Annotated in this window: 26 protein-coding genes and 1 pseudogene; 9 read left to right on the forward strand and 18 right to left on the reverse strand. The window is 39.5% G+C overall.

Translation table 11 applies throughout. From position 1 onward, the window contains the following. Nucleotides 1-42: 42 nt before the first annotated feature. The 13 genes and pseudogenes from ACP69Y_RS07615 to ACP69Y_RS07675 all read right to left on the reverse strand — a co-directional run bounded on the left by ACP69Y_RS07615 (nucleotide 43) and on the right by ACP69Y_RS07675 (nucleotide 10234). A complete protein-coding gene (locus ACP69Y_RS07615; protein WP_425917575.1) occupies nucleotides 43-522 on the reverse strand; it encodes a structural cement protein Gp24 in 480 nt (159 codons plus the stop codon). A gap of 2 nt (nucleotides 523-524) precedes the next feature. Next, nucleotides 525-1859, reverse strand: a complete 1335-nt coding sequence (locus ACP69Y_RS07620) for a DUF2213 domain-containing protein (RefSeq protein WP_425917577.1) — start codon at nucleotides 1857-1859, stop codon at nucleotides 525-527. A gap of 2 nt (nucleotides 1860-1861) precedes the next feature. Further along, the gene (locus ACP69Y_RS07625; RefSeq protein WP_425917647.1) at nucleotides 1862-2458 is read right to left on the reverse strand and encodes a phage minor head protein; all 597 of its coding nucleotides are present in this window, start codon (nucleotides 2456-2458) and stop codon (nucleotides 1862-1864) included. Nucleotides 2459-2516: 58 nt separating this feature from the next. Continuing rightward, on the reverse strand, nucleotides 2517-3938 hold the full coding sequence (locus ACP69Y_RS07630) for a DUF1073 domain-containing protein (protein ID WP_425917579.1): 1422 nt from the start codon (nucleotides 3936-3938) through the stop codon (nucleotides 2517-2519). Between the two features lie 12 nt (nucleotides 3939-3950). Beyond that, on the reverse strand, nucleotides 3951-5606 hold the full coding sequence (locus ACP69Y_RS07635) for a terminase (protein ID WP_425917581.1): 1656 nt from the start codon (nucleotides 5604-5606) through the stop codon (nucleotides 3951-3953). Continuing rightward, entirely contained in the window at nucleotides 5603-6094 is a 492-nt protein-coding gene (locus ACP69Y_RS07640) for a DUF2280 domain-containing protein (RefSeq protein ID WP_425917583.1), read from the reverse strand. The genes ACP69Y_RS07635 and ACP69Y_RS07640 overlap by 4 nt, the downstream gene beginning before the upstream one ends. Before the next feature lie 58 nt (nucleotides 6095-6152). Next, nucleotides 6153-6794 (reverse strand): putative metallopeptidase, encoded by a 642-nt coding sequence (locus ACP69Y_RS07645; protein WP_425917584.1) that lies wholly within the window; start codon nucleotides 6792-6794, stop codon nucleotides 6153-6155. Beyond that, complete coding sequence (locus ACP69Y_RS07650; RefSeq protein ID WP_425917586.1) at nucleotides 6763-7230, reverse strand: hypothetical protein; 468 nt, start codon at nucleotides 7228-7230, stop codon at nucleotides 6763-6765. The genes ACP69Y_RS07645 and ACP69Y_RS07650 overlap by 32 nt, the downstream gene beginning before the upstream one ends. A gap of 314 nt (nucleotides 7231-7544) precedes the next feature. Continuing rightward, nucleotides 7545-7718: a hypothetical protein gene (locus tag ACP69Y_RS07655; RefSeq protein WP_425917588.1), complete on the reverse strand. Its 174-nt coding sequence runs from the start codon at nucleotides 7716-7718 to the stop codon at nucleotides 7545-7547. An 857-nt stretch (nucleotides 7719-8575) separates the two neighbouring features. Beyond that, nucleotides 8576-8815, reverse strand: a complete 240-nt coding sequence (locus ACP69Y_RS07660) for a hypothetical protein (RefSeq protein WP_425917589.1) — start codon at nucleotides 8813-8815, stop codon at nucleotides 8576-8578. A 159-nt stretch (nucleotides 8816-8974) separates the two neighbouring features. Beyond that, nucleotides 8975-9187: pseudogene (locus ACP69Y_RS07665) on the reverse strand (hypothetical protein); the annotation flags it as partial. Between the two features lie 173 nt (nucleotides 9188-9360). After that, entirely contained in the window at nucleotides 9361-9828 is a 468-nt protein-coding gene (ybaK, locus tag ACP69Y_RS07670; RefSeq protein ID WP_425917591.1) for a Cys-tRNA(Pro) deacylase, read from the reverse strand. 295 nt (nucleotides 9829-10123) lie between these two features. Further along, nucleotides 10124-10234 (reverse strand): hypothetical protein, encoded by a 111-nt coding sequence (locus ACP69Y_RS07675; protein WP_086194801.1) that lies wholly within the window; start codon nucleotides 10232-10234, stop codon nucleotides 10124-10126. A 559-nt stretch (nucleotides 10235-10793) separates the two neighbouring features. On the opposite strand from ACP69Y_RS07675, the gene ACP69Y_RS07680 reads away from it, so the two are divergent. Continuing rightward, on the forward strand, nucleotides 10794-11144 hold the full coding sequence (locus tag ACP69Y_RS07680; RefSeq protein ID WP_425917593.1) for a DUF3147 family protein: 351 nt from the start codon (nucleotides 10794-10796) through the stop codon (nucleotides 11142-11144). A 196-nt stretch (nucleotides 11145-11340) separates the two neighbouring features. Here ACP69Y_RS07680 and ACP69Y_RS07685 read toward each other — a convergent pair whose 3' ends face one another. After that, complete coding sequence (locus tag ACP69Y_RS07685) at nucleotides 11341-12561, reverse strand: alkane 1-monooxygenase (protein WP_425917595.1); 1221 nt, start codon at nucleotides 12559-12561, stop codon at nucleotides 11341-11343. A 190-nt stretch (nucleotides 12562-12751) separates the two neighbouring features. Between ACP69Y_RS07685 and ACP69Y_RS07690 the strand changes: the two genes are divergently transcribed. Further along, nucleotides 12752-13675 (forward strand): helix-turn-helix domain-containing protein, encoded by a 924-nt coding sequence (locus ACP69Y_RS07690; protein WP_425917597.1) that lies wholly within the window; start codon nucleotides 12752-12754, stop codon nucleotides 13673-13675. A 1-nt stretch (nucleotide 13676) separates the two neighbouring features. Here ACP69Y_RS07690 and lpxB read toward each other — a convergent pair whose 3' ends face one another. Continuing rightward, nucleotides 13677-14873, reverse strand: a complete 1197-nt coding sequence (gene lpxB / locus ACP69Y_RS07695) for a lipid-A-disaccharide synthase (RefSeq protein WP_425917599.1) — start codon at nucleotides 14871-14873, stop codon at nucleotides 13677-13679. 223 nt (nucleotides 14874-15096) lie between these two features. Here lpxB and ACP69Y_RS07700 point away from each other — a divergent pair, with 223 nt between their 5' ends. The 6 genes from ACP69Y_RS07700 (at nucleotide 15097) to ACP69Y_RS07725 (ending at nucleotide 22335) form a co-directional block, all read left to right on the forward strand. After that, nucleotides 15097-17265, forward strand: coding sequence for a TonB-dependent siderophore receptor (locus ACP69Y_RS07700; protein WP_425917601.1), 2169 nt, complete (start codon nucleotides 15097-15099; stop codon nucleotides 17263-17265). A gap of 67 nt (nucleotides 17266-17332) precedes the next feature. Then, nucleotides 17333-17620: a hypothetical protein gene (locus ACP69Y_RS07705; protein WP_425917603.1), complete on the forward strand. Its 288-nt coding sequence runs from the start codon at nucleotides 17333-17335 to the stop codon at nucleotides 17618-17620. A 3-nt stretch (nucleotides 17621-17623) separates the two neighbouring features. Then, nucleotides 17624-19189, forward strand: a complete 1566-nt coding sequence (locus ACP69Y_RS07710; RefSeq protein ID WP_425917605.1) for a PepSY-associated TM helix domain-containing protein — start codon at nucleotides 17624-17626, stop codon at nucleotides 19187-19189. A gap of 448 nt (nucleotides 19190-19637) precedes the next feature. After that, nucleotides 19638-20528: a sulfite exporter TauE/SafE family protein gene (locus ACP69Y_RS07715; RefSeq protein ID WP_425917606.1), complete on the forward strand. Its 891-nt coding sequence runs from the start codon at nucleotides 19638-19640 to the stop codon at nucleotides 20526-20528. A 126-nt stretch (nucleotides 20529-20654) separates the two neighbouring features. Continuing rightward, a complete protein-coding gene (locus ACP69Y_RS07720) occupies nucleotides 20655-21746 on the forward strand; it encodes a 3-deoxy-7-phosphoheptulonate synthase (protein WP_425917608.1) in 1092 nt (363 codons plus the stop codon). A 64-nt stretch (nucleotides 21747-21810) separates the two neighbouring features. Beyond that, on the forward strand, nucleotides 21811-22335 hold the full coding sequence (locus ACP69Y_RS07725) for a protein tyrosine phosphatase family protein (protein ID WP_425917610.1): 525 nt from the start codon (nucleotides 21811-21813) through the stop codon (nucleotides 22333-22335). Here ACP69Y_RS07725 and ispF read toward each other — a convergent pair. Continuing rightward, a complete protein-coding gene (gene ispF, locus ACP69Y_RS07730) occupies nucleotides 22323-22814 on the reverse strand; it encodes a 2-C-methyl-D-erythritol 2,4-cyclodiphosphate synthase (protein ID WP_425917612.1) in 492 nt (163 codons plus the stop codon). The two genes, ACP69Y_RS07725 and ispF, sit on opposite strands and share 13 nt — an antisense overlap. A gap of 99 nt (nucleotides 22815-22913) precedes the next feature. On the opposite strand from ispF, the gene ACP69Y_RS07735 reads away from it, so the two are divergent. After that, nucleotides 22914-23564, forward strand: coding sequence for an A1S_1983 family putative colistin resistance protein (locus ACP69Y_RS07735; RefSeq protein WP_425917614.1), 651 nt, complete (start codon nucleotides 22914-22916; stop codon nucleotides 23562-23564). 47 nt (nucleotides 23565-23611) lie between these two features. On the opposite strand, the gene ACP69Y_RS07740 is transcribed toward ACP69Y_RS07735, so the two are convergent. Together ACP69Y_RS07740 and ACP69Y_RS07745 are read right to left on the reverse strand one after the other, a co-directional pair. Continuing rightward, a complete protein-coding gene (locus ACP69Y_RS07740; protein ID WP_425917616.1) occupies nucleotides 23612-24031 on the reverse strand; it encodes an NUDIX domain-containing protein in 420 nt (139 codons plus the stop codon). Nucleotides 24032-24125: 94 nt separating this feature from the next. Next, entirely contained in the window at nucleotides 24126-25370 is a 1245-nt protein-coding gene (locus ACP69Y_RS07745; protein WP_425917618.1) for a D-amino acid dehydrogenase, read from the reverse strand. Nucleotides 25371-25423 lie beyond the last annotated feature (53 nt).

The raw sequence follows: 25423 nt of genomic DNA on the forward strand, positions 1-25423 counted from the left end.
AAAAAAAGACGCTCTAAGCGCCCCAGTTCATGTTGTTTATATTTAGATGTTGTAAGAGATTTCCACGTTTCCGTTTGCATCAGCCGCATGCATGAACGTTGCATTCACTTCAATCGTATTGGCCGCATCTGCAACAGCTTCAATACCACCCAATGGTTTTGCTTCCGTACCTGTGGCGATACGTACAAATACTTTGCCACCTGCTTTAGCAGTACCTGCATTACATTTCACAGTCATATAGCCACGGCGCAATACATCATTAAAGCCTGCCGACGGTACAGCAGCACCCAAGGCATTTTGTGCAGTCTGTGTTGGATATGAACGAACGATAAGGCCATAAACATTTGCAGCGGTATCACCTGCAGTAAGTGGGGCAAATTTACCGTTAGCATCCATTTTCCCAAATAGACCAAATGCAGCAAAACCTGCAATAGTGATTTGAGCTTCAATGGTTGAATGCGATTTACGTGACACATCACCAGGAATGCCCGAAGGCATGCGGTATAAAAATGAGTTACCCATGATTACTGTCCTTTATTCCAGAAAGCTTTGTTTTTAGCGTTAATGTCCGCAATCGTTGGCGCTTGGCGACCAAAATCGCGTGTCGTCACACCAGTGCGTACGCCTTTCAAATTGTTTTGTTGTTTGATGAGTTCGGATGCACCAATGAATGCAGCATCAATCGTATGCACAGGCAATGCATCAATATTTGCATTAGCACCACCCACGAATGGACCAATTGTTTTAAGACCATCAGCGGTTGCATAAGCTAATTTCAAAGCATTACGTTTTGCTGTATCTGCAACTTTTCCAACGTCTTTCGCAGTTGAATCCATTGTTGGAAGTTTTAAGCCTGGTGCAAGAATTTCAGCACGTGAACGAATGTCTTGAAGTGAGTCACCGGTGTAGGTTGTGCCTACGTCAGCTTTGCCAGCTTTTTCTGCTTCCAAAATATCGTCTACAGTTTTTTTAGCCTCATCATCAGAATCGTCACCATCTTCGGTTTTCTTTTCAGGGTCATCCGAATCTTTGGTTTTTTTCTTTTCCAAAGCACCAAGTCGAGAATCCATGGTTTTAAGCATTTTAAGAATTTGACGATTTACAGCGGCATCAGCAGTTTTGCCTTTATCATCGTCTTCTGGATCATCTTCACCGTCTTTGGTTTCAATATCCAGCTCTTCATCTTCAACAGCTTTAGCTAATTTCTCAGCTTCTTCCGCATCCTTAGTTTTCACCAGGTTACGGATTCGATCAGCAAAGCTAACCTTCTTTTTGACTACCTTAGCCATTTGTGTATCTCCAATTGAACAACGCGAACCGCATCGCCCTTTGTCTACTAATGCAACGTGATTACCAATAATGTTGCTCTGAACCCCTTTGCCCTTACTGATTTCCTGATAATCAGCATCGTAGCCTAGAGAAATTTCCACCTTGCCTTCTTGAACGGCATTAATGGCTTCTTGATCTTGGATAAGTAAATCTGCAATCAATAAATGATCTTCAACACCTTCACCACGACGAACGTTCTGCGCCACACCTTTCGCTAGATTCTTCCAGTTCTCGGGAGCAACCCAAGTATCTGGATGGTCGTTTGTGACTGGCTTACCCTCAAAACTTGAAATTGTTTGAGGACTGAATAAATCATCATCGCCACGAGTAATAACAATAAGACCGGCATCCGCAGTTACAGGTACTTCACCCTCGCCATAAAGCAAGCTGCCAGTGCAGGCAATCGCTACATCACGACATAGCAAATAGCCTTCCGGTGTGACTTCGCGTGTCTTACCAAGTTTGCCAACGGTGTAAAAATTGGATCGATCTTTAGTTTGTCGATCCTTTGTATGTTTTTTCTTGAACATATTTAATCTTCCGGAATAACTGGTTCTGGATAACAGCGACAATTCCAAATACAACCGGCATGGGCGCGCGTACCAGTGCGCTTGTCTGCAATCGGTGGCTTATCCCATGGCACGAACTGACCATTCAATTCATTATGATCATGCCGTACATCGCTATCTTCAGAACTTCGCCAGATATAACCATCACTACCCAATGCTTCAGCACGTGCCTGTGTGAACAGTGTTGTAGCTCGTGATACTTCAGTACGTGCAATGGTATTTGCTCGTGCCTTAGTGACACCACCAATAGCCATGATCAAACCTGAGATTTCATCAGATCGACCGCCTTCAATGACTGCACGTGTGGCCAAGTCTTGAATGCGTTGTGCAGCATTAAGGGGTAATGACTTGATTAGATTTACCTGGTCATTTAGCAGTTTTTGATATGCCGCGCCTATATCGGTATTCCTGATCTGATCCTTAATACCTCTCGACATATCCTGTGCATAGATCAGCCAAGTACGCTCATCACGTAAGGCCACATCCATCAAGATTTTTCCAGATGCATGACGAGCCCATACATCTAAGGTTTCAGCATACTTGCGCAAAGCTGTGACCATTGAGGGGTAGACCGTTTCATCCTGAACATCAAAACCTTTAACAATTGAATCGATATAACTAGATATCTGCCTCAACTGTCTCCCGTACTTGATTTCCACTTTCCTTGCCCGGTTCGGTGTGTGTCGAATTGGTTGTTTCATCTGGATCACTCACTGGTGCCGGTGGATCGTCGTTTGCAGCTTCAATATCATCATCGGTAATGTTGGAGAAAATACCGGTGATTTCACTCGACTGGCGAAGTTCCTTCAATGCTGTTTTTTGCGTAATCAAACCTTGGTCTTCGGCCTTACAAACAGCATCTGTAATTTTGGTAGCTACATCAGCTTTTTGCACATCATCCATTTGCCATAGGGAAGCAAAATCAAAGTTGAATGAATCAGGTAATTTTTTACCAAGTGCAGACAGAGAGACAATCTTCAAAAGTTTGCCAAGCCCTGTACGCATTCGACGTTCTTGCTGTTGATTGATATTGTCGTAGTAGTTGCTTAGGTCTGATTCACCAGTGGCATTCATACCTGCAGGAGATTGACCAAATAGGCGAACTAATGGAATTTGTGATGCGCCTGAAAGTTGTTGGCCAAACTGAAGTAGAACGGCATCAAGTCCTGAGAAGCTATAAGAATGGGCTTCAAATTCATCCTCGGAATCCATGAGAGTCATCCCCTCATTGGATTGCCATAGACGAATATGCTCCATCTGTTTTACTAGGCCCTCTAAAGCCTTGCCACCTGCCGCAATAATGGAACGCAGCCCTTTAACCTTGTAGGTGCGTAAATGCGCCTTATAGACAAGTTGGGCAATACCAGTAGTCGTGCTGTCAAATGCAACCAAACGGTCTAGTAGGCGCTCAATGACTGACTGCCCCCAAAGGTTTTCAGCTATACGTTGCCAGTAAGGTAGATCCACACCATCGAATCGGATAATACGAGAATAGTGAATACGCTGATTGGATAACCCCAACGAGTCCGCAATCACATCGTAATATTTAGGCATACCAAAATCAGGACCATATTCAGTCACCAGGTCTTGTAAAGTGGGCTGAACAAGCCACCGATCCAGCACCATCAATCCTTTAAATTGGTCTTTAGATACCGTATCAATATTTAATGGTGTGCTTACGTTCTGGCCATCCACCAGCATTACGGCAATGGCACCACCATAAAGCCGCCCCCACTTGATCACATTGGTAATCTCATTCCAGATTTCCAGATCATCCAATTTTGCCTGAATCAGCTCTGCATCCTTAGGGTCTTCCAATCCACGAAGATTGATCCCTTCCCGGGTCATATCCTCAGCTACAACATCAACCACTTGACCTACGATCCAACTTGATCGATACATAGCCTCAAGTTTTAATCGGTCACGACTGAGAAAATCAAAGCCATAACCTGATTGGTCTTGTTGACTTCCTGCGCCCAAGCCGAGTCGCGCAGCAAAGTTTTGAAAACCATCTGCGGTAAAAATATTTGTGAATTTCATTTTATGTCTCGGTTAGAGCTTATCCCATATAGCCATATCGGAAATTGCAGGGTTAAAGCAGATCATCACACTATCAGCCCGGTTGGGAGAGACGGCGCCATCAGGCTGCTTATTGACTAAGATTTTTCCGACACCGTTTTTCATGTAGGTCGGTTGTGATAATTCCATGATCAGTTGATCAAACTCATTTTTATCAATCTCACTAGATAGTGAAATTAGATTGTCTGGTTCGTACTCCATGCCTTTTAAAGCACGATAAGTATTTTGGAATCTCATGCGTAATGACCACCAAGACTGAGCCTTGAGATTTGCAAAGAAGTCTTTATTTTTACGCTTCTCCACCATTTCACCTTCAGGATCATGAACGGATGCAGAACCTCGGAATGATTCAACGGTAATCTCTACACCACCTATTTCACGCTGTTTCTCATTGATCACACGAGCATCACCACGAACGCCAGCGCCTAAGCCGTCGGCATCGTAATAAAGCAGACCGTAGTTATCATCAATACAGGTATCCATGGTTTTTTGTGTAGTACCAAAGATGTCATCGCCTTTACCAGACCATGACTCCAAGTATTCCAAAACAATGCCATGACGACCTGCAAAAGAGTTCTTATCTCGCCCCTCGTCTGCAACGTCTAACGCCCCAATACGATCACCAGTAGGTTCAATATTAAGTTTCTTGTGAGCATCAATGGCAGCCTGCACCCATACGGAAGGAATCAATACACCTTCAACCGATGCGGCATAGTTAATATCAACCTCTTGGGCTAATACCACTTCATCCAATGTGGCCAGTTGTTTTTCATACCATGGGTAAATCAGTTTGCCACGTAGATCGACCTGCCAGTTCTTATCCGGGTTATCACGCCAAGGCATAGTAAAGACAGAATAGCGACCGCTAAAACGATCACGATGGAATCTATCTCCGATACCGTTTGGAGTAGATCCCTTAATATGAACGTTTGTATTTTGAGAGATTGCAGCATCTACAGCTTCCTGGCGTTCGACGAATGCCCATTCATCAAGAAAGTACATTGATGTACGACCACCACGGCCAATATTGTCACCGGCTTCACCGGTAATGGTTGCACCGTTGTCAGGGTTCACAATACGCATGTAGTTATCATGATCACGTACTGAAAAGTTTTCAGGCTTCATCCAGTCCGGCATCTTGCTAAACATATCCCGAAACTTATGCAGTAGTGTTTTTGGGTCACCACGTTTATCTACAAGTTCCTCTTTACGACTCCCTACACCACCGGCAAAGCCTTCGATAAATAACCATCGATGTAAAAAGAATCCGAGCACAACGTAACTCATCCCCTCATCACGAGATTTTTCAATTAAGCCGTGAGTCTGACTACCCTCTCGTTCAAGCAACCAGTGCACCAATTCAACCTGCTTAGGCCGCAATACAAAAGGGATATTCGCAGGTAAGCCAAAGGCCATGCCTCGGGGATCGTATGTCCAGATCCAGTTATTAAACCAATGTACCGGGTCTTTACTGCACTTATAGATCTCTGCCTGTTTGCTTAGTTCACTCTGCTCAGTTACTGCTTTGTAGTAATAACGCCTTGTCATCTCAGCAATGACTTCAGGTAGACGCGTGTTGATCGTCCACTCTTTAATTAGTGGCGCTATTTCTTCAAGTGCATAAGTCATAACTTGCCATTAATTGCCAAACGTGAAAGCTCTTGCGCGGTCATGCCTGCAAGTTGCTCTGGTGTGTATTGGGGTGAGTTCTTGGTTTCTTGTTGAATAGGACCACCATCTTTACCGGTGATTTCCTGTTTGGTCACACGACCATCTGTCTCTTGAAAGGCTTGTTTCAGCAGGTTTTGTTTTGCTCGTTTATTTTTTCCAGAATCGTCATACATTTTCTGAAGCTCACGCAAACGAAATGCTTTATTAGCTATCGCAATATCTTCAACATTCTTACGAAAGTCTTTACGTGTACGTTCAAATAAATCCTTTAATTTTTTACTGAGATTCTTTCCAGTGGGCTTGGTTGGGTCATAGGCTGCAACCTGCTGACGCTCAATTTCAATACCAAATTCTTGTTTTACAGCATCAGCTACCTGTTGAGGTGTATCAAAGCAAGCAAGAGACTGAACTATAAAGATTTTTATAGGCTCCCTTAATGTTGCCATAACTACCCCTTTGTAAAACCACGTAAAACAAGATAGGCCAAAAAAAGAGCCCTTAGGCTCAATTAATCACACAGTTCCCACAACACGCAGCAATATTAGTTTCTGATACGAATGGCGCATTCTTGGCAATTTCCAAAAGTCGTTTTACAGACTCATCCGCACCCCATCGTTTTGTCTCGCCAAAGAACACTTCAACATCGTGGCCAGCCAGGTAATGCTTGGGTAGTCCAGTCATATCGCTATAAATGATTTCACCATCTGCATCACGTTCAACACCGATGTGATATAGCTCATGTTCAATCAAACGACAAAATTCACGATCAGAAGTTTGCTCACAAAATGCAGCATCAACAGTAATCAAGTATTGAGGGACAAAGCCGAACCAGTCACGCATCTGTTGTTCCTGGCGTGCCTTCTTCCAGCCACCCTGATTAAACATCACTTTTTCACACTGGCCTAGTACCATACGCTTTTTAGCCACACATGCAGATGATGCCCAGGCGAATGCAAGAAACTCTTCATTGTCATGCAGCAGCTCAGCAACATGATCGTGATCCGGGTTATGTAATTCACCACCAATGGTCAGCCAGTTTTTTACTACCCATTCTTTTAGATCTGCGGCTGGTGCAAGCAGAATTGCTTCTTGTTCTTCAGCCCGATCAATTAAATCAGTCGGTGGGAATGGTCTGATCTGTTCCATTGAAAATACGCCCTTTCAAATTCTTAAGCCACTGTGACGCTAAGTGAGACTTTATTTGCAATGGTCCCGACTCAATATCTTTAAATGATGGGGCAGATTCTAATCTAACGACTGTAAAACCCATCTCGGCAGCATCATCGTAACGATCCAGACTCCAAGCCTTGTTTTTAAGCTTTCCACCACGCCCACCCGACCAAGGACCACCAGAAATCTCGACTAAAATTCTGTGCTCTATTAAATGAAAATCAAAACGCCAATGTTTGGTAGATTTAAACTGAAATTTCTTTTCATATTTGATTCCAAATACATTCAATGCATGTTCAAAATCTTCTTCTGCTTCTAAGTATTTTTCTTTTGCCTTAGGTAATGGTTTGGTTCGTGGTTTTGTTTTATGTGGGCGTTTCTTGGTTGTCCAGAAATAGTCATCTATATCCATAAATTGCGCCCATTAAAAAACCTCCCGAAGGAGGCCTATTCTGATTTACAACACTTACGCTAATTCTTTTGCCTTAAGATTAGAAACGAAAACTGAGAAATCCTCGAGCGATTCAAATGAAAAACTACAGGTATGATTTTCTGTAAAATAAAAAATAACCTTAAGCGTCTTATCATTTAACTTTATATGAGTAACATTATCCAGATTTACAATCTTGTCTTTATGTTTAATTAACATATTAATTTACCTTAATATTAGTTGTTATTAATTATTGAATAACAACTGTAATTAATTCATGTCAATTTAGCAATTAATCATACGTGTAAAACTGTACGTAAATTTTTAATCTGTTCTTTTAATCGGATCATGATTCCATCAATGGTCATCATTTCACCACGCGATAAACCTGAACGACTCAAGTTCTGATATTTACTCAGTTCATCACAACAGAACTGCAAATCTTTTTTAGCTTGTACACGATCTGTCATGGGTACCACCAATAAGAAAAGAAAAACCCCGCCAAATTATTATTGAGCGGGGTTTATGTGTCGTAATACGTTCGACAAGGAAGGAAAATATAAATATATTTCAATAAAAAATCTGTTTAATTCTCCCAAATTAAACAGGCCTAATTCGCGCTAAAAATTTAGATTTTTTTTGCATTTATGCTTTGTTTTAACTAAATATATAATCAAATTATTTCAATATCATGAAAACCAAAAAGCATGATTATTAATTTAATTAATCGTATATTTTTTGATTGATTATTACTTAATTTCTTTCAAACAATCCCGACAAACATTGGTTTCTTTATCTTTAATCGGGTATTCAACTTCGGATACGCCATGTAAACCAAATAAACACATTAAGAATCGGAGCATAATTTTCTCCTTAATTTTAGGCAAAAAAATACCTCCCGAGGGTGGGAGGCTAAAACTAAAAACCAGAAACTACAGCGATAGATTCTATGGCGCGTATTTTATATAAAATTAATTTTCAATCACTGGCAAAATATTACTTTCAAATTCAATTTAAAAAACCAATAAAAAGCCCGCTTAACTAAGGGAGCTAAGCGGAGTAATTTAATTAACCTGTTTTGTTCTTTTTACTAGATCATCTTCTATTTCTTTGGAGTGATTAAAAGGTAGCACCTCAAAGCAAATAACAAAGTATAAAGAATTAAATAAAAAAAGCCTGCGACTTGGGGAAGGCGCAGACTGAAACTAAGAATTAGCTTTACTGGAGAATACATACTATTTTACTAGGTTTTTTTTCAAAGTAATTAGCAATACATTCCAATAAAAAAAGCCCGATCAAATGACCGAGCTTTCCTTGATATTTAAATCTATTCCTTTGAACACTTCACTTCAAACTGGTATTCGTCTTGGGTAACCTTAATTTTAATATTTTTATATTTTCGTTTGTTTGGATCCATTGCCGACCCTGCTACTTCCTCAAAAAAGCCGCGATCATTGATTAGCTCGCCATATGCTTTATAACCCAACAAAATCTTTTCAGGTTTTTTGCCGTTAACTGCTAACTCACTAAGAGTATCATCTAATTTCTTGACAGTTAGAATTGCCATTTCAAGTAAAGCTCAAAAACAAAAAAGTTATTATCACTAAATTTTATGAACAAACAATGTCAAAAAAGCCCACCTTTCGATGAGCTTCTTAATTAATCTAGTGCTTTTACGTACACTTCGATCACTATAGCAGAAATATGCCATACCCCGTATTTACAGTCAAGCACATTCATCAACCAATATTTTTTTAGTGAATTTATCAAAAGTAAAATGAGGATACCGAGATTTTATAAATGCCAAGCCGCATTTAATGTCTTGCTGAATCTGCGAAATATACGTGTCACTGCTTGCGGCAATATCACGAATCGAATTATTCATCACATAATGCGACCAGATTGCGCCAATCCATTCCTCTACAATCTCATCATCAATGGGAGGAAAAGCTTTTGGCTTCACTCTTATGTTCAATCAGTGATTCTTGATGTAGAATCAAATCATAAAGCCGCTTAATGCGGCTTTTGTTTTTTTATGGGAATTGCATAAGTGAGTAATAATGTGAGTAACACTTAAAAATACACTCAAATTAATAGCCAAAAATAATGTGATTATTCATCAATAATATCAGCAAATTTAGCACCCAAAACCTGCGCCAGATCACTAGGCTTAACCCCTATATCCAGCCCTCTTCTTCCACCACTTATGTATATACATTCAAGCTCTGTAGCACTATTACAAATCACTGTTTTTAAGCGATTTTTCTGTCCGACTGGACTGATACCACCTACCAAATAACCAGTTAAGCGTTCGGCATCTTTAGGATCTGCCATATGTAATTTTTTAGCCCCTACCGCTGCAGCTATTTTCTTCAAACTTAATTGATGTGCAACCGGCAAAACAGCGACATAATAATTTTTATCATCGGTAACCAGTAAGGTTTTAAAGACTTCTTTGACTTCTAAATTTAACTTTTCAGCCGCTTCCAGTCCAAAACTTTTTGCATTGGGATTATGCTCATATTCATGGATAGAAAATTCGATTTTATTTGATTTTAAAATTTTGCAAGCAGGTGTCATTTTTCGATTATATAAAGAACTGGAGCACTAAATTATATGCTTTTTCAAAGTCAATGTTTAGCATGCTTAGGCTATTTTTAGCTTAATAATGCGGGTTCTTTGTCTGAGAATATGAGCAATTAACAATCAGATTATATAAAAGTTGTATGTTAAATGGTTGTATTGATGAATTAAGTAAAATTAAAAACCAAAAAAAACTGAAGTTTCATTTTCAACTCCACATTGAATCTTATAGATTTTATTGTGGGAAACTCTATCTCACTTCAGAGTCCCCCTGCCGTTACATACTGCTGATTTATAAAAAATATTCCCAAATGACGTAACCTAAACCGAATCCGATGAATGAATAAAGTGTGATGATGAAGAATACAAAACTAGCTTTATTTTTCTTTTTTAAAAAATTCATATTGATACTCAAGGCTCAGTCTAAATTGCATCATATTATTGCACTAATTTAGAGCGTGTTAAACATTAATAATTTCAACTACGCTAGTACAGGCAATACAATTAGCTTAGCTGCAATACTAATTTGTATTTAGATACTCTTGTCTGGATTCGAAACGAGAGGAAATAGCCCTAAATTGTTACGAACTAAAACCTTCATAATTGATTAAATTAAAAGGTATGCTCAAACTCATCCGCAAAAATTGGGGGGGTATTTTTTGCATTGGGAAAGCCAGAAACATTGAAGCAAACTTTAATTTGATTAAATAACAATCAATTCTATTGGCAAAAAAACCAGAATTGGTTGAGAAATAATCAGGTTGTTTCAAAACCGGATTATCGCCTATTTTTCGCTCAGATCTAAATTTTTAAGTCATTGATATTTATATTAATATATAAGTTTTACAATAAAAACACTCTGATGGATGGAATGAACATCAGATCCATCCTTGTTTGACTGCTTATAATAACTATACTACTAAACAAACTATAAAATAGGATTTTTCCTACAGGACATTTACATGGTTTGGCTTATCACTAAGTACGCTATTACCGCAGGTATGATTGTACTTATTTCAGAAGTTGCTAAACGTAGTGACCGCTTAGGAGGACTCATTGCAGCCTTGCCTATCGTGACGGTACTTGTGCTGATATGGATGAAACTTGAGGATCAAGATCCACAAAAAATTTCAAATCATGCTTGGTATACATTTTGGTATGTGGTGCCAACCTTGCCTATGTTCTTAGCATTCCCAATACTTTATCAGCGTTATGGATTTTGGCCATCTATAGTCATTTGCTGTGTAATGACTGTTCTTATCTTCATTTTATGGGCTGCTATATTGCGACATTTCGGCATTGATCTACTGTAAATAAAAGAAGGGCAATTATGTCAGTTTTCCTACAATTAATATAATACATGTTATACGAAATTTAATTAAATTGTCATATAAAATCAATACTATAGCAGGTTGTAAAAAGCCCATTCACCCTCGAATGGGCTTTTTCAAATAATTTATCAACTAAAAGTTTCTTTCAAATAAATTACTTGTTATGCGCTTCACTTTATTATTTTTTATTCAATAACTGATCAAGCACGCCAAATTTCTTGAAAATTTTCGCACGGCGTTTCGGATGAATATTGGCTTTATTTAAATCGCCCTCGTAATGATCAAATACGCGTTTATCCATCATTTTAAACCATAGCGCTGGAATTAAAGCTGGCAATAACATGGTTGCATAACCACTTGGCAATTCAGGCGCTTCATCAAAGTTACGTAGTGCCTGAAATGGACGTGTAGGATATGCATGATGATCTGAATGACGCTGTAACTGGTACAAAAACAAATTGGTGGTAATGTTATTATTATTCCAGCTATGCTCTGGCATGGTACGCGTGTAAGTTCCGTCTTCTTTTTTATCACGCATTAAACCGTAATGTTCAATGTAGTTAATAATTTCAAATAAGCTTACTCCATAAAAAGCCTGTGTCACCAAATACGGAATCACATCTTTACCAAACAGCTTCAACATGGTGGCATGAAAACCCGCACTCATCGCCCAGCCTTGAAGTAGTTCATTTTCCTTGCTAAAAAATGATAAACCTTTGCGTTTTAAACGGTTCTTTTCAATTTCAACCGCTGATTTAAGACCCCCAAATACCGTTCTTGGCCAAAACTCATAGAAGGTTTCCCCCATTTTAGAAGATGCCGGGTCTTCAGGTGTTGCCGCACGTTTATGATGTCCATAAGGATGCTCAACCCGAAAATGGTTATAAAACAACGGCATTAACGTGGCATGAGAAAAATAGTGATCTTTTTTATTCGGGCGATGCGACAATTCATGGGCAGTATTTACCCCAATGCCATTAATTGCTCCCATCGAAATCCCTAACAGGATTTGATCTAAAAGAGAGGTATCTTTACGACTCACCACATAGCCTGCAAATAGATTGGCTGCCATTTGTAAAGGAATAAACAGTTTCACAATACGATCATAATAAGGATCGTTAACTAATGAGGTAATTTGGTCATCGTTTGGGTTGTTATTGTCTTTGCCTACGATTGAATCGATACTGGGAATAATCACATGCAGTAATAAAGGACCACCCAAAGCAAATATTTTTTTTGTCACTTTAGGACCAAACTGATAGCCTGCCAGAATACCCATGCCAATGACAGGTAAACCCGGGCTTAGTAACCACCAATAGCGTTTTTTATCCAGTGCTAAACCTGAAGCAGTTGGAAGGGTTTGAATTGTTGCTTGATTTAAATTTACTGGTGCATTCATGCTCGCGGTCTTCCCTATTTTTTGTTCTACCGTTATATTTCTAGAAATAGGCCATCAAGAACAGTTTTAAACGTCCAAAAAAGCTATGCAAACGTCCTTGGCATCAATAGCCAATATGTGGCCTGAAAACACATGCTTGAGTAATTTAAACTTTTATAATTTTTACTAGATGATGACAGAACGATAAGCCATGGATGCTTTAAGTAAAATTTTTGATGATATTCATCTTAATAAATCTGAATATATTTATTTAAAACCGCAAGGTGACTGGGCCTATTCTTATCAGGAACAAGATGCCATGATTGGCTATGTGGTTCTGGTTGGCAATATGACGATTCAGCTGAATCCACAAACCCAACTTCAGGTCGAAGCGGGTGATTTGGTGCTGATCCCTTCAGGAAAAAACCACTCTTGCCATAACAATGATAAAAGTAATTTGGTTGAAGCCTTAAATATTACTGAACTTTTTGATCGAAAAAGGCAAGAAACCATCGAGTTTGGAAGTGCAAGCGGTGAGCCTGCTCTCATTTTAGCGATTCGTTGTCATATCGATACGATTATGGCGCGTCCTCTACTCAATGCCTTACCCAACTATATTCATATTCACCATATTACCGGCAGTACCGCACCGGAATGGCTACAAATTGGCTTACATTTTTTGGCGGTTGAAGCCTATCAAATTCGGCCGGGTCGTGACAAAATTTTGGACCATTTGGTCAGTATTTTATTTATTGAATGTGTCCGTGACTACATCGCGCAATTAAAGGATTCCAATAATTGGCTCAGAGCTTTGGCACATACCGAACTGGCGAATGCTTTGGCCGCCATTCACGGCAAACCGGAACAGGCCTGGACCGTGGAAAGTTTGGCAGAACAATGCTGTATGTCGCGCTCAAAATTTGCCACTTTATTTAGCAATATTGTAGGTGAAACACCGTTGGCATATTTACAGCAATATCGTTTCCGTTTGGCATCACAACATTTACGCGAAGGACAATTGTCAATTCAACAAATTGCCCATCGCGTTGGCTATTCTTCTGAAACTGCATTTAGCCAAACCTTTAAGCGGCTGTTTGATTTAACCCCGAGTCAGTATCGTCAACAATTTCAGTAAATCATTCTGGGTTGGATATGTTCACAGCATCTAAGGTATTCAAAATCGCTTGAACAGGATCTTCACTATTTCCGGAAAGTAATTTCTTATGCATGGTGATGTGCTGCATGGCCTGAATTTGTGCAGTTTCAATATTCATCAATTTTTCAATTTCAACAGCTAAATTTTCTGGCGTTGCATCACTCTGAATCAATTCTCGAATGATTTTTTTACCGGCAATAATATTGGGTAAAGAATAATAAGGAATTTTGATCAGGAATTTGATCACCACATAAGTCAGCCAATTTAACTTATAAAACGTCACCATCGGACGATGTAATAACATTGCCTCTAAAGTGGCCGTTCCGGATGCCAAGGCCACAATATTGGAAGCATTCATGACCTGACGACCAATTTTCGATTCTGTATCCGTATTTTCCATCAAGCAAACTTTAGCCACAAAATCAGCAGGATATTGTTTTAATAAAGCTTCAATCTGCTGTTTGCGTGCATCATTAATTGCAGGAATTAAAAATATATATTCAGGGTGCTTCTGACCCACGATTCTGGCTGCATCCAGCACCAAGGGCCCCAGTCTTTCAATTTCACCACGGCGGCTACCCGGTAAAAGTGCAATATGTTTATGTTCAACATTTAGACCCAACTCATTTTTTGCTTCAATAAGCGGATTCGTGAGCGGCAGTTGACTTGCTAATGGATGACCAACAAAAGCAGCGCGAACATCAAATTGCTTATAAAAGGCTTTTTCAAACGGGAATAGACATAGCACCAAATCAATACTGGCTTTAATGCCATGTACCCGTCCCTGACGCCATGCCCAAACCGAAGGACTGACATACTGTACGGTTTTAATCGGCAGATTGTGCTGTTTCAAGCTTTTAGATAAACGCAAATTAAAGTCTGGTGCATCAATCCCTACAAATATATCGACGGGATCTTTTGTCCATGTGTCTACCAATCCATCACGGACTGCGAAAAGCTTTTTAAGATCTTTTAAGACTTCAATAATCCCCATCACCGATAAAATATCCATCGGATAATAACTCTTGAAGCCTTCTGCTCTCATTTGAGGTCCACCAATGCCTTCAAATTCGGCATCAATTCCTTGCTCACGAAAACTACGGATGAGTTTAGCACCAAGCGTATCCCCCGATACTTCTCCGACCACTATACCGATTTTAAGCTTCCGATTTTGCAAGACTTTTACCCTCTGTAAAATTATCGGTATTTTAACATATACATCTATTTTAAATCTTCTCTATAGCAACAGATGCAAAATTAATAACGCTTTAGCGGCTTAATACCATCTAAATTATCATTTTCCTATTAATGATCTATCCGAAATACCAATTGCCTCAATATTGAGGTTAACTATAATTAATACTAATATAAACGATAATCATTTACATTATTATTTAATCATGCAAACAATAACTCCCTTTCTTTCCCACAATTTCAAACTGTCACTTCTCAGCTTGGCCCTGCTTGGCGTGCAATCTAGTTTTGCTGAGGAGGTACAAACCTTATCGACCATTCAATTACAAGCTCAATCAGCTAATAGCGAGGAGAGTTCAGAAAAAACCAAAGCCTACATTGTTAAAAATAGTAGTAATGCGACCAAGCTGAATTTAGCAACCAAAGAAACACCTCAAACTATTAATATCGTGACGCGTCAGCAACTTGATGATTTTGCAATTACCAGCACGCGTGACGTTCTAAGAAATACTCCCGGCGTGAGCGTCAGCAATCAGGAAACTGATCGTACTTCCTACCTATCGCGCGGTTTTGAAATCTCCAATATTCAGGTTGATGGTGTCGGATTCCCCTTAGGAAGTTATAACTACAACAACAGCAATCCGGACACTTTTCTTTATGACCGGATTGAAGTGGTCAAAGGTGCAGACTCCTTGAGCAATGGTATCGGTGATCCAAGTGCCACCATCAATATGATTCGTAAACGCCCTACCCGCGATTTGCAAGCTTCCGTTTCTGCCAGTTATGGATCTTGGGATACTCAGCGTTATGAAGCAGATGCTTCTGCTGCATTAACTGAAGATGGACGAGTTCGTGGGCGAGTATTTGGTTATCAACAGACAGGTGACTCTTACCTGGTCCATTACGCTCAGGAAAAAAACGGCATCGGGGCGATTGTAGAAGCTGATCTGACTGACACCACTTTATTTACAATGGGCTATTCTGAAACCAACAGTAAGTCAGATGGGAACAACTGGGGTGCTAACCCGTTAATCAACACCATGGGTGAACAACTGAGTTATCCGCGTTCCTATAATTACAGCCCCGACTGGACCTCTTGGGACAGTAACGTTAAAAATTATTTTGCAGAATTAAAACAGCAACTGGCTGGGGACTGGGAAATTAAGCTGAATTATGATGAAACCCAGACTACCCGCAACTCCAAACTCTTGTACCTTTCTGGCAACCCGGGTAGCGACAATACCTCAGGGATTTATCTCTGGCCAGGCATGTATATGGATGATGATAAAGAACGTCAAGCCAGTATCAATGCGCAAGGGACATTTCCCCTATTTGGACAACGTCATGAAGCCGTACTCGGTTATAGCTGGGCAGAAAATCATATAAATGGCTTGGGCTATGGTGGCAGTTATGCCAATCACCTCACCAGCGATTTATCCAGCTGGACGCCTGCCGAACCGACCTGGAATATGTCTCAGAGCAGTGGCGAAGCACATACGGGACAAACTTTGCAAAGTTACTATACAGCAACGCGTTTGCATTTGAATGATGACTTGAAAATGATTCTGGGTGCAAATTATATACAAGCTGACAGTAAGGGAAGCAGTTATGGTACGGACATGTCTTATGATGAAGATAAAGTCCTGCCTTATGCCGGTTTAACCTACAATTTCACCCCGGAATACACAGGTTACATCAGTTACAGTTCGATTTTCCGTCCCCAAACCACCCGAGCTTTGGATGGCAGCTTAAATAAACCGATTGAAGGTGAAAGCTATGAAATGGGACTAAAAAGCTCATGGTTAGATGACCGGTTGACTGGCTCAATGGCCATTTTCAGAACTGAAGAAAGTAATTACCCCCTGCGAAACTCTGATGGTTTGCCGATCAATCGCAAAGTACAAGTCAGTGATTTACGTTCACAAGGTTATGAATTCGGTTTAGCGGGTCGACTGACCGACAACTTAAATGTTTCATTCGGTTATACCCTGTTCAGTCTGAAAGACCTGATTAACGGCGGCAAAGCCAGAACTTATAACCCAAACCAGATGTTTAATTTACTCACGACTTATACTGTCCCACAGTTGCCACAACTAAAAATTGGCGCGGGCGTACAATGGCAAGATAAAACCTATTTGGATGTACCCGAAACAGCAGATGCTGCTGGATTAGTCACCCAGAATGCCGGAACCATTCGTCAAAATGCCTATGCCTTGGTTAATTTGATGGCAAGTTATGAGATTAATGATCATTTCACAGTACAAGCCAATGCCAATAATATCACCAATGAAAAATATTTATTTAACTTCCCGGATGCACAAGGTTTCTATGCCGCACCTGCGAACTATAGCCTAGCAGTACGTTATAAATACTAATTTGTCGCTCTGAACCTCAGTCAAAAATAGCTTGGGTTCTTTTTTCAAACTGCTCAAAGTGTTTTCTATGATCTTAAAAACTGCTATTCAATATCGCTTTGCTGTGCTCTACCGCTTTATCATCGCCTTTCTGCTCGGTTATGCCTGCACCGCGTTGTTAGCCAGCAACTTAACGGTACTGTTAAACTCTTCACTGCCCAAGGCAGAAGCCATCTATCTGGCGGCATTCATTAGTATTTTATTCTGTGTCAGTTTTGTCATTAGCAGTTTCTGCATTCGCTCTTTACATAAGTTAAGTTTCATCAGCATCAGTTTGGCTGCTGGTCTTTCTGCCATTTACTGGATCGCAGGTTAAGTCATGCAAAAATCGATACGCCAATCTATGGCTTGGTTACATTCATGGACAGGTCTGATTTTTGGCTGGTTATTGTTTGCCATCTTTCTGATGGGGTCGCTGTCTTATTATCGTCATGACATTAGTTTATGGATGCAGCCTTCACTTGCGCACATCCAGGTTAATCAAGATACCGCCATACAAACGGCATATCAGTATTTAGAACAACATGCGCCTGATGCCAAGACATGGTTTATTAATGTCGCAAACGAGCAAAAACCGGTGAACCAACTGTATTGGCAAAAGTCCGACGGCGCTTATGAAAGCAAGACTTTAAATCCAAATACAGGAATAGAGCTAAATCTGGCACAAACACAAGGCGGAGATTTTTTCTATCAATTCCACTTTCAACTGTTTGGCGTGCCTATTTTAGTCGGCCGGTTAATCGTTTCACTAACAGCCTTTATCATGCTGATTGCTCTCATTTCCGGCATCATTACTCATAAAAAAATTCTCACCGATTTCTTTACTTTACGTGCATTTAAAGGGCAACGCTCCTATCTGGATTTTCACAATGTCAGCTCTGTTATTGCCTTACCCTTCTTTCTAACCCTTACTTTTACCGGCTTGGCCATTTTCTTTTATCTATATTTACCTTGGGGCATGCAAAAGCTTTATCCTGAGAATAATTATCAATATTTTGATGAAATCAACTCTAAATCCGTTCCACACAGTGCAAGTACTAGACCCGCTGAAATGCTGTCTATTCAAATACTACGTCAACTCTTAATTCAGCAATGGGGCAAAACTAAATATAGTTCTATTAATGTAAAAAACCCGAACACTACTCAAGCACAAATCACCTTTACGGAAGCTAAAGATCACTCAATTACCCGTAATCAGCCACAGATCACCTTAAATGCAGTCACGGGGGAAAAATTATCCAGCACCAAAAATAACAGTGCAATTGCAACACTTAATGCCGGTGTATATGGACTACATATGGCAACTTTTGCACAACCATTGTTGCGTCTGGCGCTATTTTTTTCGGGTTTACTCGGCTGTGCCATGGTGGCGTCAGGTTTACTGCTTTGGAGTTTGAAACGACAACTGCAAACTAAAACTGAAAGATTCCATTTAGGTCATTATCTGGTGCAAAGGTTGAATGTCAGCGCCATTATTGGTTTACCTATAGCGGTACTCAGCTACTTTTATGCCAATCGGATTGGATTCATCTTACAAAGTTCACAAAATTATGAAGTAATGACTTTTTTTAGCGTTTGGCTTCTCAGCTTTTTTCTCAGCTTAACTATAAAGAAGTACCATCTCTGGAAAATTCTATTGGGAATTTTTATAGTTTTCGCTTTCCTTTTACCTATTTTTAATTTTTTTATTCTACTTCAGCAAAATCTAACTCAAGGGTTCGTAGAGTTTTGGATCTTCTTTAAGATAGATCTATTTATGATTATTTCTGCTTTATTAGCCCTATTTCTGTATAGAAATATCCAGCCGATTCAATTCAAAGCACAAAGCAAAATAAAAGCTAAACTTAAGATAGTACAACCTGAACATAAAGAGGAAGGCTGCTGATGAATATTCTCTTTAGTTTTCTGTTCATTCTGTTAGGCACTTGGGGTTTGTATCAGGTTGGTGAAAAACAAATTAAAAAAACCAGACTGTCCAGATGGTCTTTTTTAACTATATATCCACCTATAACACGTTTAATTTGTCTACTGTTACTGTCTATAGCAATGTTTATTCTGATACAGAAAGAGGGCTCCTCTATCGGTGTGGTCAGCTTCTGGATTTTCGCAACTCCGCTGATTTTTATCTTTATTCTTTATATTAATGAGCTTAAACCTAAGCAAAAATAGCAATACTGATCATATTGTTTCACTGGAGCAGATAAAAATTAAAAGATTGCTACAAACAGATTTTACTTTAGCTTTTTTTGGAATAAGCAAATCAACAATCAAGACAACGACTTATATAAAAAAGTCATAACATATGCACGTTTTTTGATATTTGGCATATAACCATGTTTGGTCCATTAGAATTTATTTTAGCGGGTGTTTTGGTCGGTTTCTGTGTTGGGATTACGGGAGTTGGTGGAGGCTCATTAATGACCCCTATCCTGATTAGCCTGTTTAGAATTGAACCCCATATCGCGATTGGTACCGACTTATTGTATGCCGCAATTTCTAAATTCTGCGGTTCAATTGTCCACGCAAAAAAAATGAATATTGTCTGGCCAATTGTGATCTGGCTTGCAGTGGGAAGTATTCCGGCCTCGCTTGCAACGCATTGGGTTCTAGAAAATTATTTAAGCCAGTCTTCAAGTTATAAAGCAGTACTGACCACCGTGTTAGGCTTTATGCTGACACTGACCGGCGTCTCTATTGTTTTTCGTGGCCACATTGAGCGCTTCTTTAACAAGTTCCGTAAAGATGAACCTCTGGATATGACTCAGGATTTAGAAAAGGTCAATTTTCAGGCGAAAGACAAACGTGCTTATATTGTGATTATGGGTATTGTACTGGGTATATTTGTGACCTTGTCTTCAGTCGGTGCAGGTGCATTCGGCATCATGGCATTGGTTTTGATGTTCCCGAATTTACCCATGATTCGTATTATCGGTTCCGATGTAGTCCATGCCGTGCTTTTGACTTTAGTCGCAGGACTTGGACACATGAGCTCGGGTAATGTAGATTTGCATTTACTTGGATGGTTGTTGGTCGGTTCAATTCCTGCCATTGTGGTTGGAACTTTAATCAGCTCCCGCCTGCCAGAAAAAATTATCCGTAAGATTCTGGGAATTACCTTATTCGCATTAGGCATGAATTTCATGCTTCATCCGGTCAAGGCAAAAGCTGTAGAAAAACCGGCTACAGCGCAAGTGATCATTATTGAAAAATCGATGAAAGTTTAATTTAACTATACGATTCATCACTTTTTTTTGACCTATATATTGATCTTTTTTATAACATTGTGAACATACATTCGTGTTATATTCAGATTGAGAATAAACTTTTGTATGATCGAACCAGTGACGGCAATGAATACACTACAGTCAAATCCTATTACACAATCAGACATCGACGACGTGAATGTACAAAGCATTCAGCCTTTGGTAACTCCTGCTGAATTAAAAAAAGAGTTACCTCTGACTGAACATGCCTATCAAACCGTACTAAAAGGTCGTGAAACCATTCGCAATATCTTAGATGGTAAAGACAAACGTCTATTTGTGGTGATTGGTCCTTGCTCAATTCACGATACGGTTGCTGCACATGAGTATGCAAATCGTTTAAAAGTTTTAAGCGAAAAAATTAAAGATACCCTTTATATCGTGATGCGCGTTTATTTTGAAAAACCGCGTACGACGGTAGGCTGGAAAGGTTTAATCAATGACCCTGACATGAATGACTCTTTCAATATTGAAAAAGGTCTTCGTATTGGTCGTCAGCTTTTGGTTGAATTGAATGAAAAAGGATTACCTTGTGCCACTGAAGCACTTGATCCTAACTCACCTCAGTACTACCAAGATCTGATTTCATGGTCAGCGATTGGTGCACGTACTACAGAAAGCCAGACGCATCGTGAAATGTCTTCAGGTCTATCATCACCTGTAGGCTTTAAAAATGGTACAGATGGCGGTTTAACGGTTGCGACCAATGCCATGCAATCGGTTAAACACGGTCACAGTTTCCTTGGGCTGAATGATCAAGGTCAGGTTTCGGTCATTCGTACCAGCGGCAACCCATATGCACACGTGGTACTTCGTGGTGGTAATGGCAAACCGAACTATGATGCAGGTTCTGTTGCAGAAGCGGAAAATGCTTTAGCCAAAGCCAAAGTCAGCAACAAAATCATGATTGATGCCAGTCATGCCAACTCAAACAAAGACCCATATTTACAACCGCTGGTATTGAAAAACATTACAGAACAAATTCTAGATGGCAACAAGTCTATTGTTGGTCTGATGGTTGAAAGTCACCTTAAAGGCGGTCGTCAAGATATTCCTGACAATCTGGATGATCTTGAATATGGCAAATCAGTGACTGATGGCTGTATTGACTGGGAAACGACTGAAAAAGCCCTACTCGATATGCATGAAGCACTCAAAGACGTTTTATCAAATCGCTAAGAGATTTAAAACGCCATCTAGATAGATGGCGTTTCTACTTTAACCTTAGGAAAGATTTTATCTTATGAATGAAATTGAAAATGCATTAAGCCACATCGAGAATTTCCAGTTTATTCACGAACACCTATTCACGTCAGCTCAGCCCACTGCTGGACAGTTGAAACTGATTAAAGAATACGGCGTGACCACAATTGTAAATATGGGATTGTCTGATGCAGAGCAGTATTTAGATCATGAAGATAAAATTTGTTTAGAGTTAGGCTTAAATTATATTCAATTGCCGATTTCGTCAGAAACACCGTCTGATGATCAATGTTTACTGGTCTTAGACATGCTGGCGCATTTAGTACAAGAACAAATGGTGTGGGTGCATTGCAGCAAGAATTATCATGTCAGTAGTTTGATGTATTTATATCGTCAATATTATATGGATATGGACATGCCTACGGCTCAAGAGCTGATGCATAACATTTGGGAACCGAATGAAACCTGGACCGGTCTCATCCATGCAGTAGCCCTACAACTGCAAGGGCGTAAAGCTACCAAAGAATTACAACAGTCGTTGATCCATCCAAATCATTTTGGCTGATGTGAAACTAATACTGTTGCCATCGAAAGTATTCCTTCCTGACGTCCGGTAAACCCTAATTTTTCAGTGGTTGTTGCTTTAACACTAATTTGTGTGACATGCACATCCAGAACATCTGCAATACTTTGACGCATTTCCAGATTATGTTTCGCCAGTTTTGGACGCTCACAGGCAACTGTAATATCGGCATTATTTAACACATAACCACGATCCAAAATCAGTTGATAGACATGTTTCAGCAATACTCGGCTGTCCGCTCCCTTAAATTCCGCATTGGTATCGGGAAAATGCTGCCCGATATCGCCTAAAGCCAAAGCGCCTAACAAAGCATCACATAAAGCATGAAGTACCACATCACCATCTGAATGTGCTTTTAAACCTTGAGTATGCGGAATTTTAATCCCTGCCAAAGTCACAAAATCACCTTCTTCAAAGGCGTGTACATCCATTCCCTGACCAATTCGAATTTGTGCGACCACTTTGAGCATCCTTAAGAAATAAATGATTGAAATGTTGTATTCACGCTTTCTATTTCGCTATAGTTACATCAGCGCAACATAGTGAAATTATAAGCGATCATGCTGGTGAATACCGAAATTAATCTCATTAAAACATTATGCACATTATTCAGTATTGGCTGTTTGTGCTCAACTTTGGCTCATGCTCAAAAAATTGACTGTTCTAGTCCCAGTACGTCGTCAATGAAACAGATTTGTGCTGAAAATTTTGCCGAATCGCGAGAAAAATTGACCAATCACTATATTACTGCTTTTTTGGTTAGTGATGCACCGGTTCACTTATTAGAAGATACCCACACTTTATGGTTTAAGCGTTTACAGCAATGTAAAAGTTTGAATTGTTATAAGCAACAATTTGAATTGCGTGTTGATGATCTTAATTTTTATACCTCTTTAAATCAGAGTTTAACTAATCATTATTTAAAATTTGAGAATGGGCAAATTGCCAGTCAACCTGTGCATTTACAAGTCCATCAACTCACCAAAGACAGAATTAAAATTGAAGGCATCGCCTACCGTAATCCAAACAATAAATTAGAAACACAAACCATTCCTTTCTTGGCCTATACAACACCCGATAAGAAAAGTGAAATCATGGATAACGAACATGATTGCAAATATCAGTTCAATTTTAATAAAGCAATTTTATCGGTCAAGACCGAACAGAAAGGCTGTGAACGTTTTGTTGGTGTGTATCGGGTTTATGATTAATTTTTTAATATAATTAGTGGTTTTGGAAATTGAATATTAGCGATATTTTATTGCTTAACATCCAGATTCATTTTTTGCCTGATCAAATCCAGAGCTTGTACATATTTGGAAGATAAATCTGGAATGTTATATGCATTAATATTTTGCCAGAAAAACTCAAAACGATGCCCATAATCGTCTAATGTTTCATAACTCCATTGATCCTTTAAATTTTGACTTGAGGTATCACAAAAAATAAAGTACCACGTTTGATTGCTTATTTGATGTGATCCCCAATCATAACAATGTTGTTCTTCCACAACGATCCCCGATTCTTCATACAATTCACGTATAGCTGCCTGAAAAATTCGTTCTGATTTCTCAATTGTACCTTTTACAAGCTGAATACCCGTTGTCGGATGTTTGAAAAGTAAAACTTCCAATATTTGATTTTTTTTCCGAAGAATTACTGGACAAACTTTGTTCATTATCTTGCATCTCATGAAAATCTTTTGATAATCATATATTAAACTGGCAAAAAAAATGCAACATATCACGTTGCACTTTTTAGTTTCTATGTAATTAAACCGGATGTTGCAAAGCCACTTGCTGACTAATCATCACCGCTGTAGCTGCAGATAATGTCCAGCCTAAATGACCATGCCCGGTATTATAAAAAATCCGCTCACGTTTTCCACGGCGTACAATCGGCATCATATTGGGCATCATCGGCCGTAAACCTGCCCAAGGCACAGCATTTTCAGTACTGATATTAAAATTTTTATTCACCCAATCTATCAAGGGCTGAATTCTGTCTGCACGTATATCTCGGTTATAACCATTAAATTCTGCCGTTCCTGCAACGCGTAAACGATCTGCACCTAAACGTGAAGTCACAATTTTAGAACTTTCATCAAGCAGGCTTACCCATGGCGCATTCTTGATGCTGTCCTCATCATTCAAATCCAACGTAATCGAATACCCCTTGACTGGGTAGATATTGACTCGATCGCCCAGTAAATTTGCCAAGTGATAGCTTCCTACCCCACCACAAACCACCACAGCATCTGCTTCCAATGATTCAACTGTCGCTGCATCTGACTGCATATTTTCATTACTAGCATGGTAAAGCACAGTGACACCTTTAGCATGATGTTTGACATCCGTCACTTCCATACCAAACATGTATTTCACACCATATTTTTCAGATGCTGAGGCAAGCCCTTTGGTAAATTTATGAATATCGCCTGTAGCATCTCCAGGACAGTAAAAACCGCCATAATATTCGCCCTTCAAGTTTGGCTCTATGCTTTTAATTTCATCTGGTGTAATAGCAATTCGCTCTAAACCTCCATTAATAAGCAAAGTATTCACCCGAGTCGCCACTTCATAATCCAGTTTGCCATGGTAGAAATGCAGAATTCCACGCTTTTCCAAATCAAACTGAATATTTTCCTGTTCAGCAACAGCAAATAAACGTTCACGGGCTAATAACGCCATTTTCACAGTATCGCGAGTATTTGCTTCGTAATTTTTAATATTGCCAAGGAATTCCATTAACCAGCCATATTTGTGCAGGTCAAATGAAGGATTGAGTAACAGCGGTGCATTTTTATTCGACATCCACTTAATACCTTTCAGTACTGTGGCTTTTTGATTCCAGACTTCTGCATTACAGGCAGAAATTTGTCCACCATTGGCAAATGAGGTTTCCATCGCAGGATACAAATGTTTATCCATGACAGTGACTTTATAACCCAATTTCGCCAGCTCATAGGCAGAAGTAACACCGGTAATTCCTGATCCAATCACAACGATATGACACATACGACACTCCCTGGAAATGTGTATACATTTCTCTGAGCCCCATCTGTCATTGA

Origin of the sequence: Acinetobacter sp. TSRC1-2 (assembly GCF_049895885.1) — a bacterium.
Taxonomy (GTDB): Bacteria; Pseudomonadota; Gammaproteobacteria; order Pseudomonadales; family Moraxellaceae; genus Acinetobacter.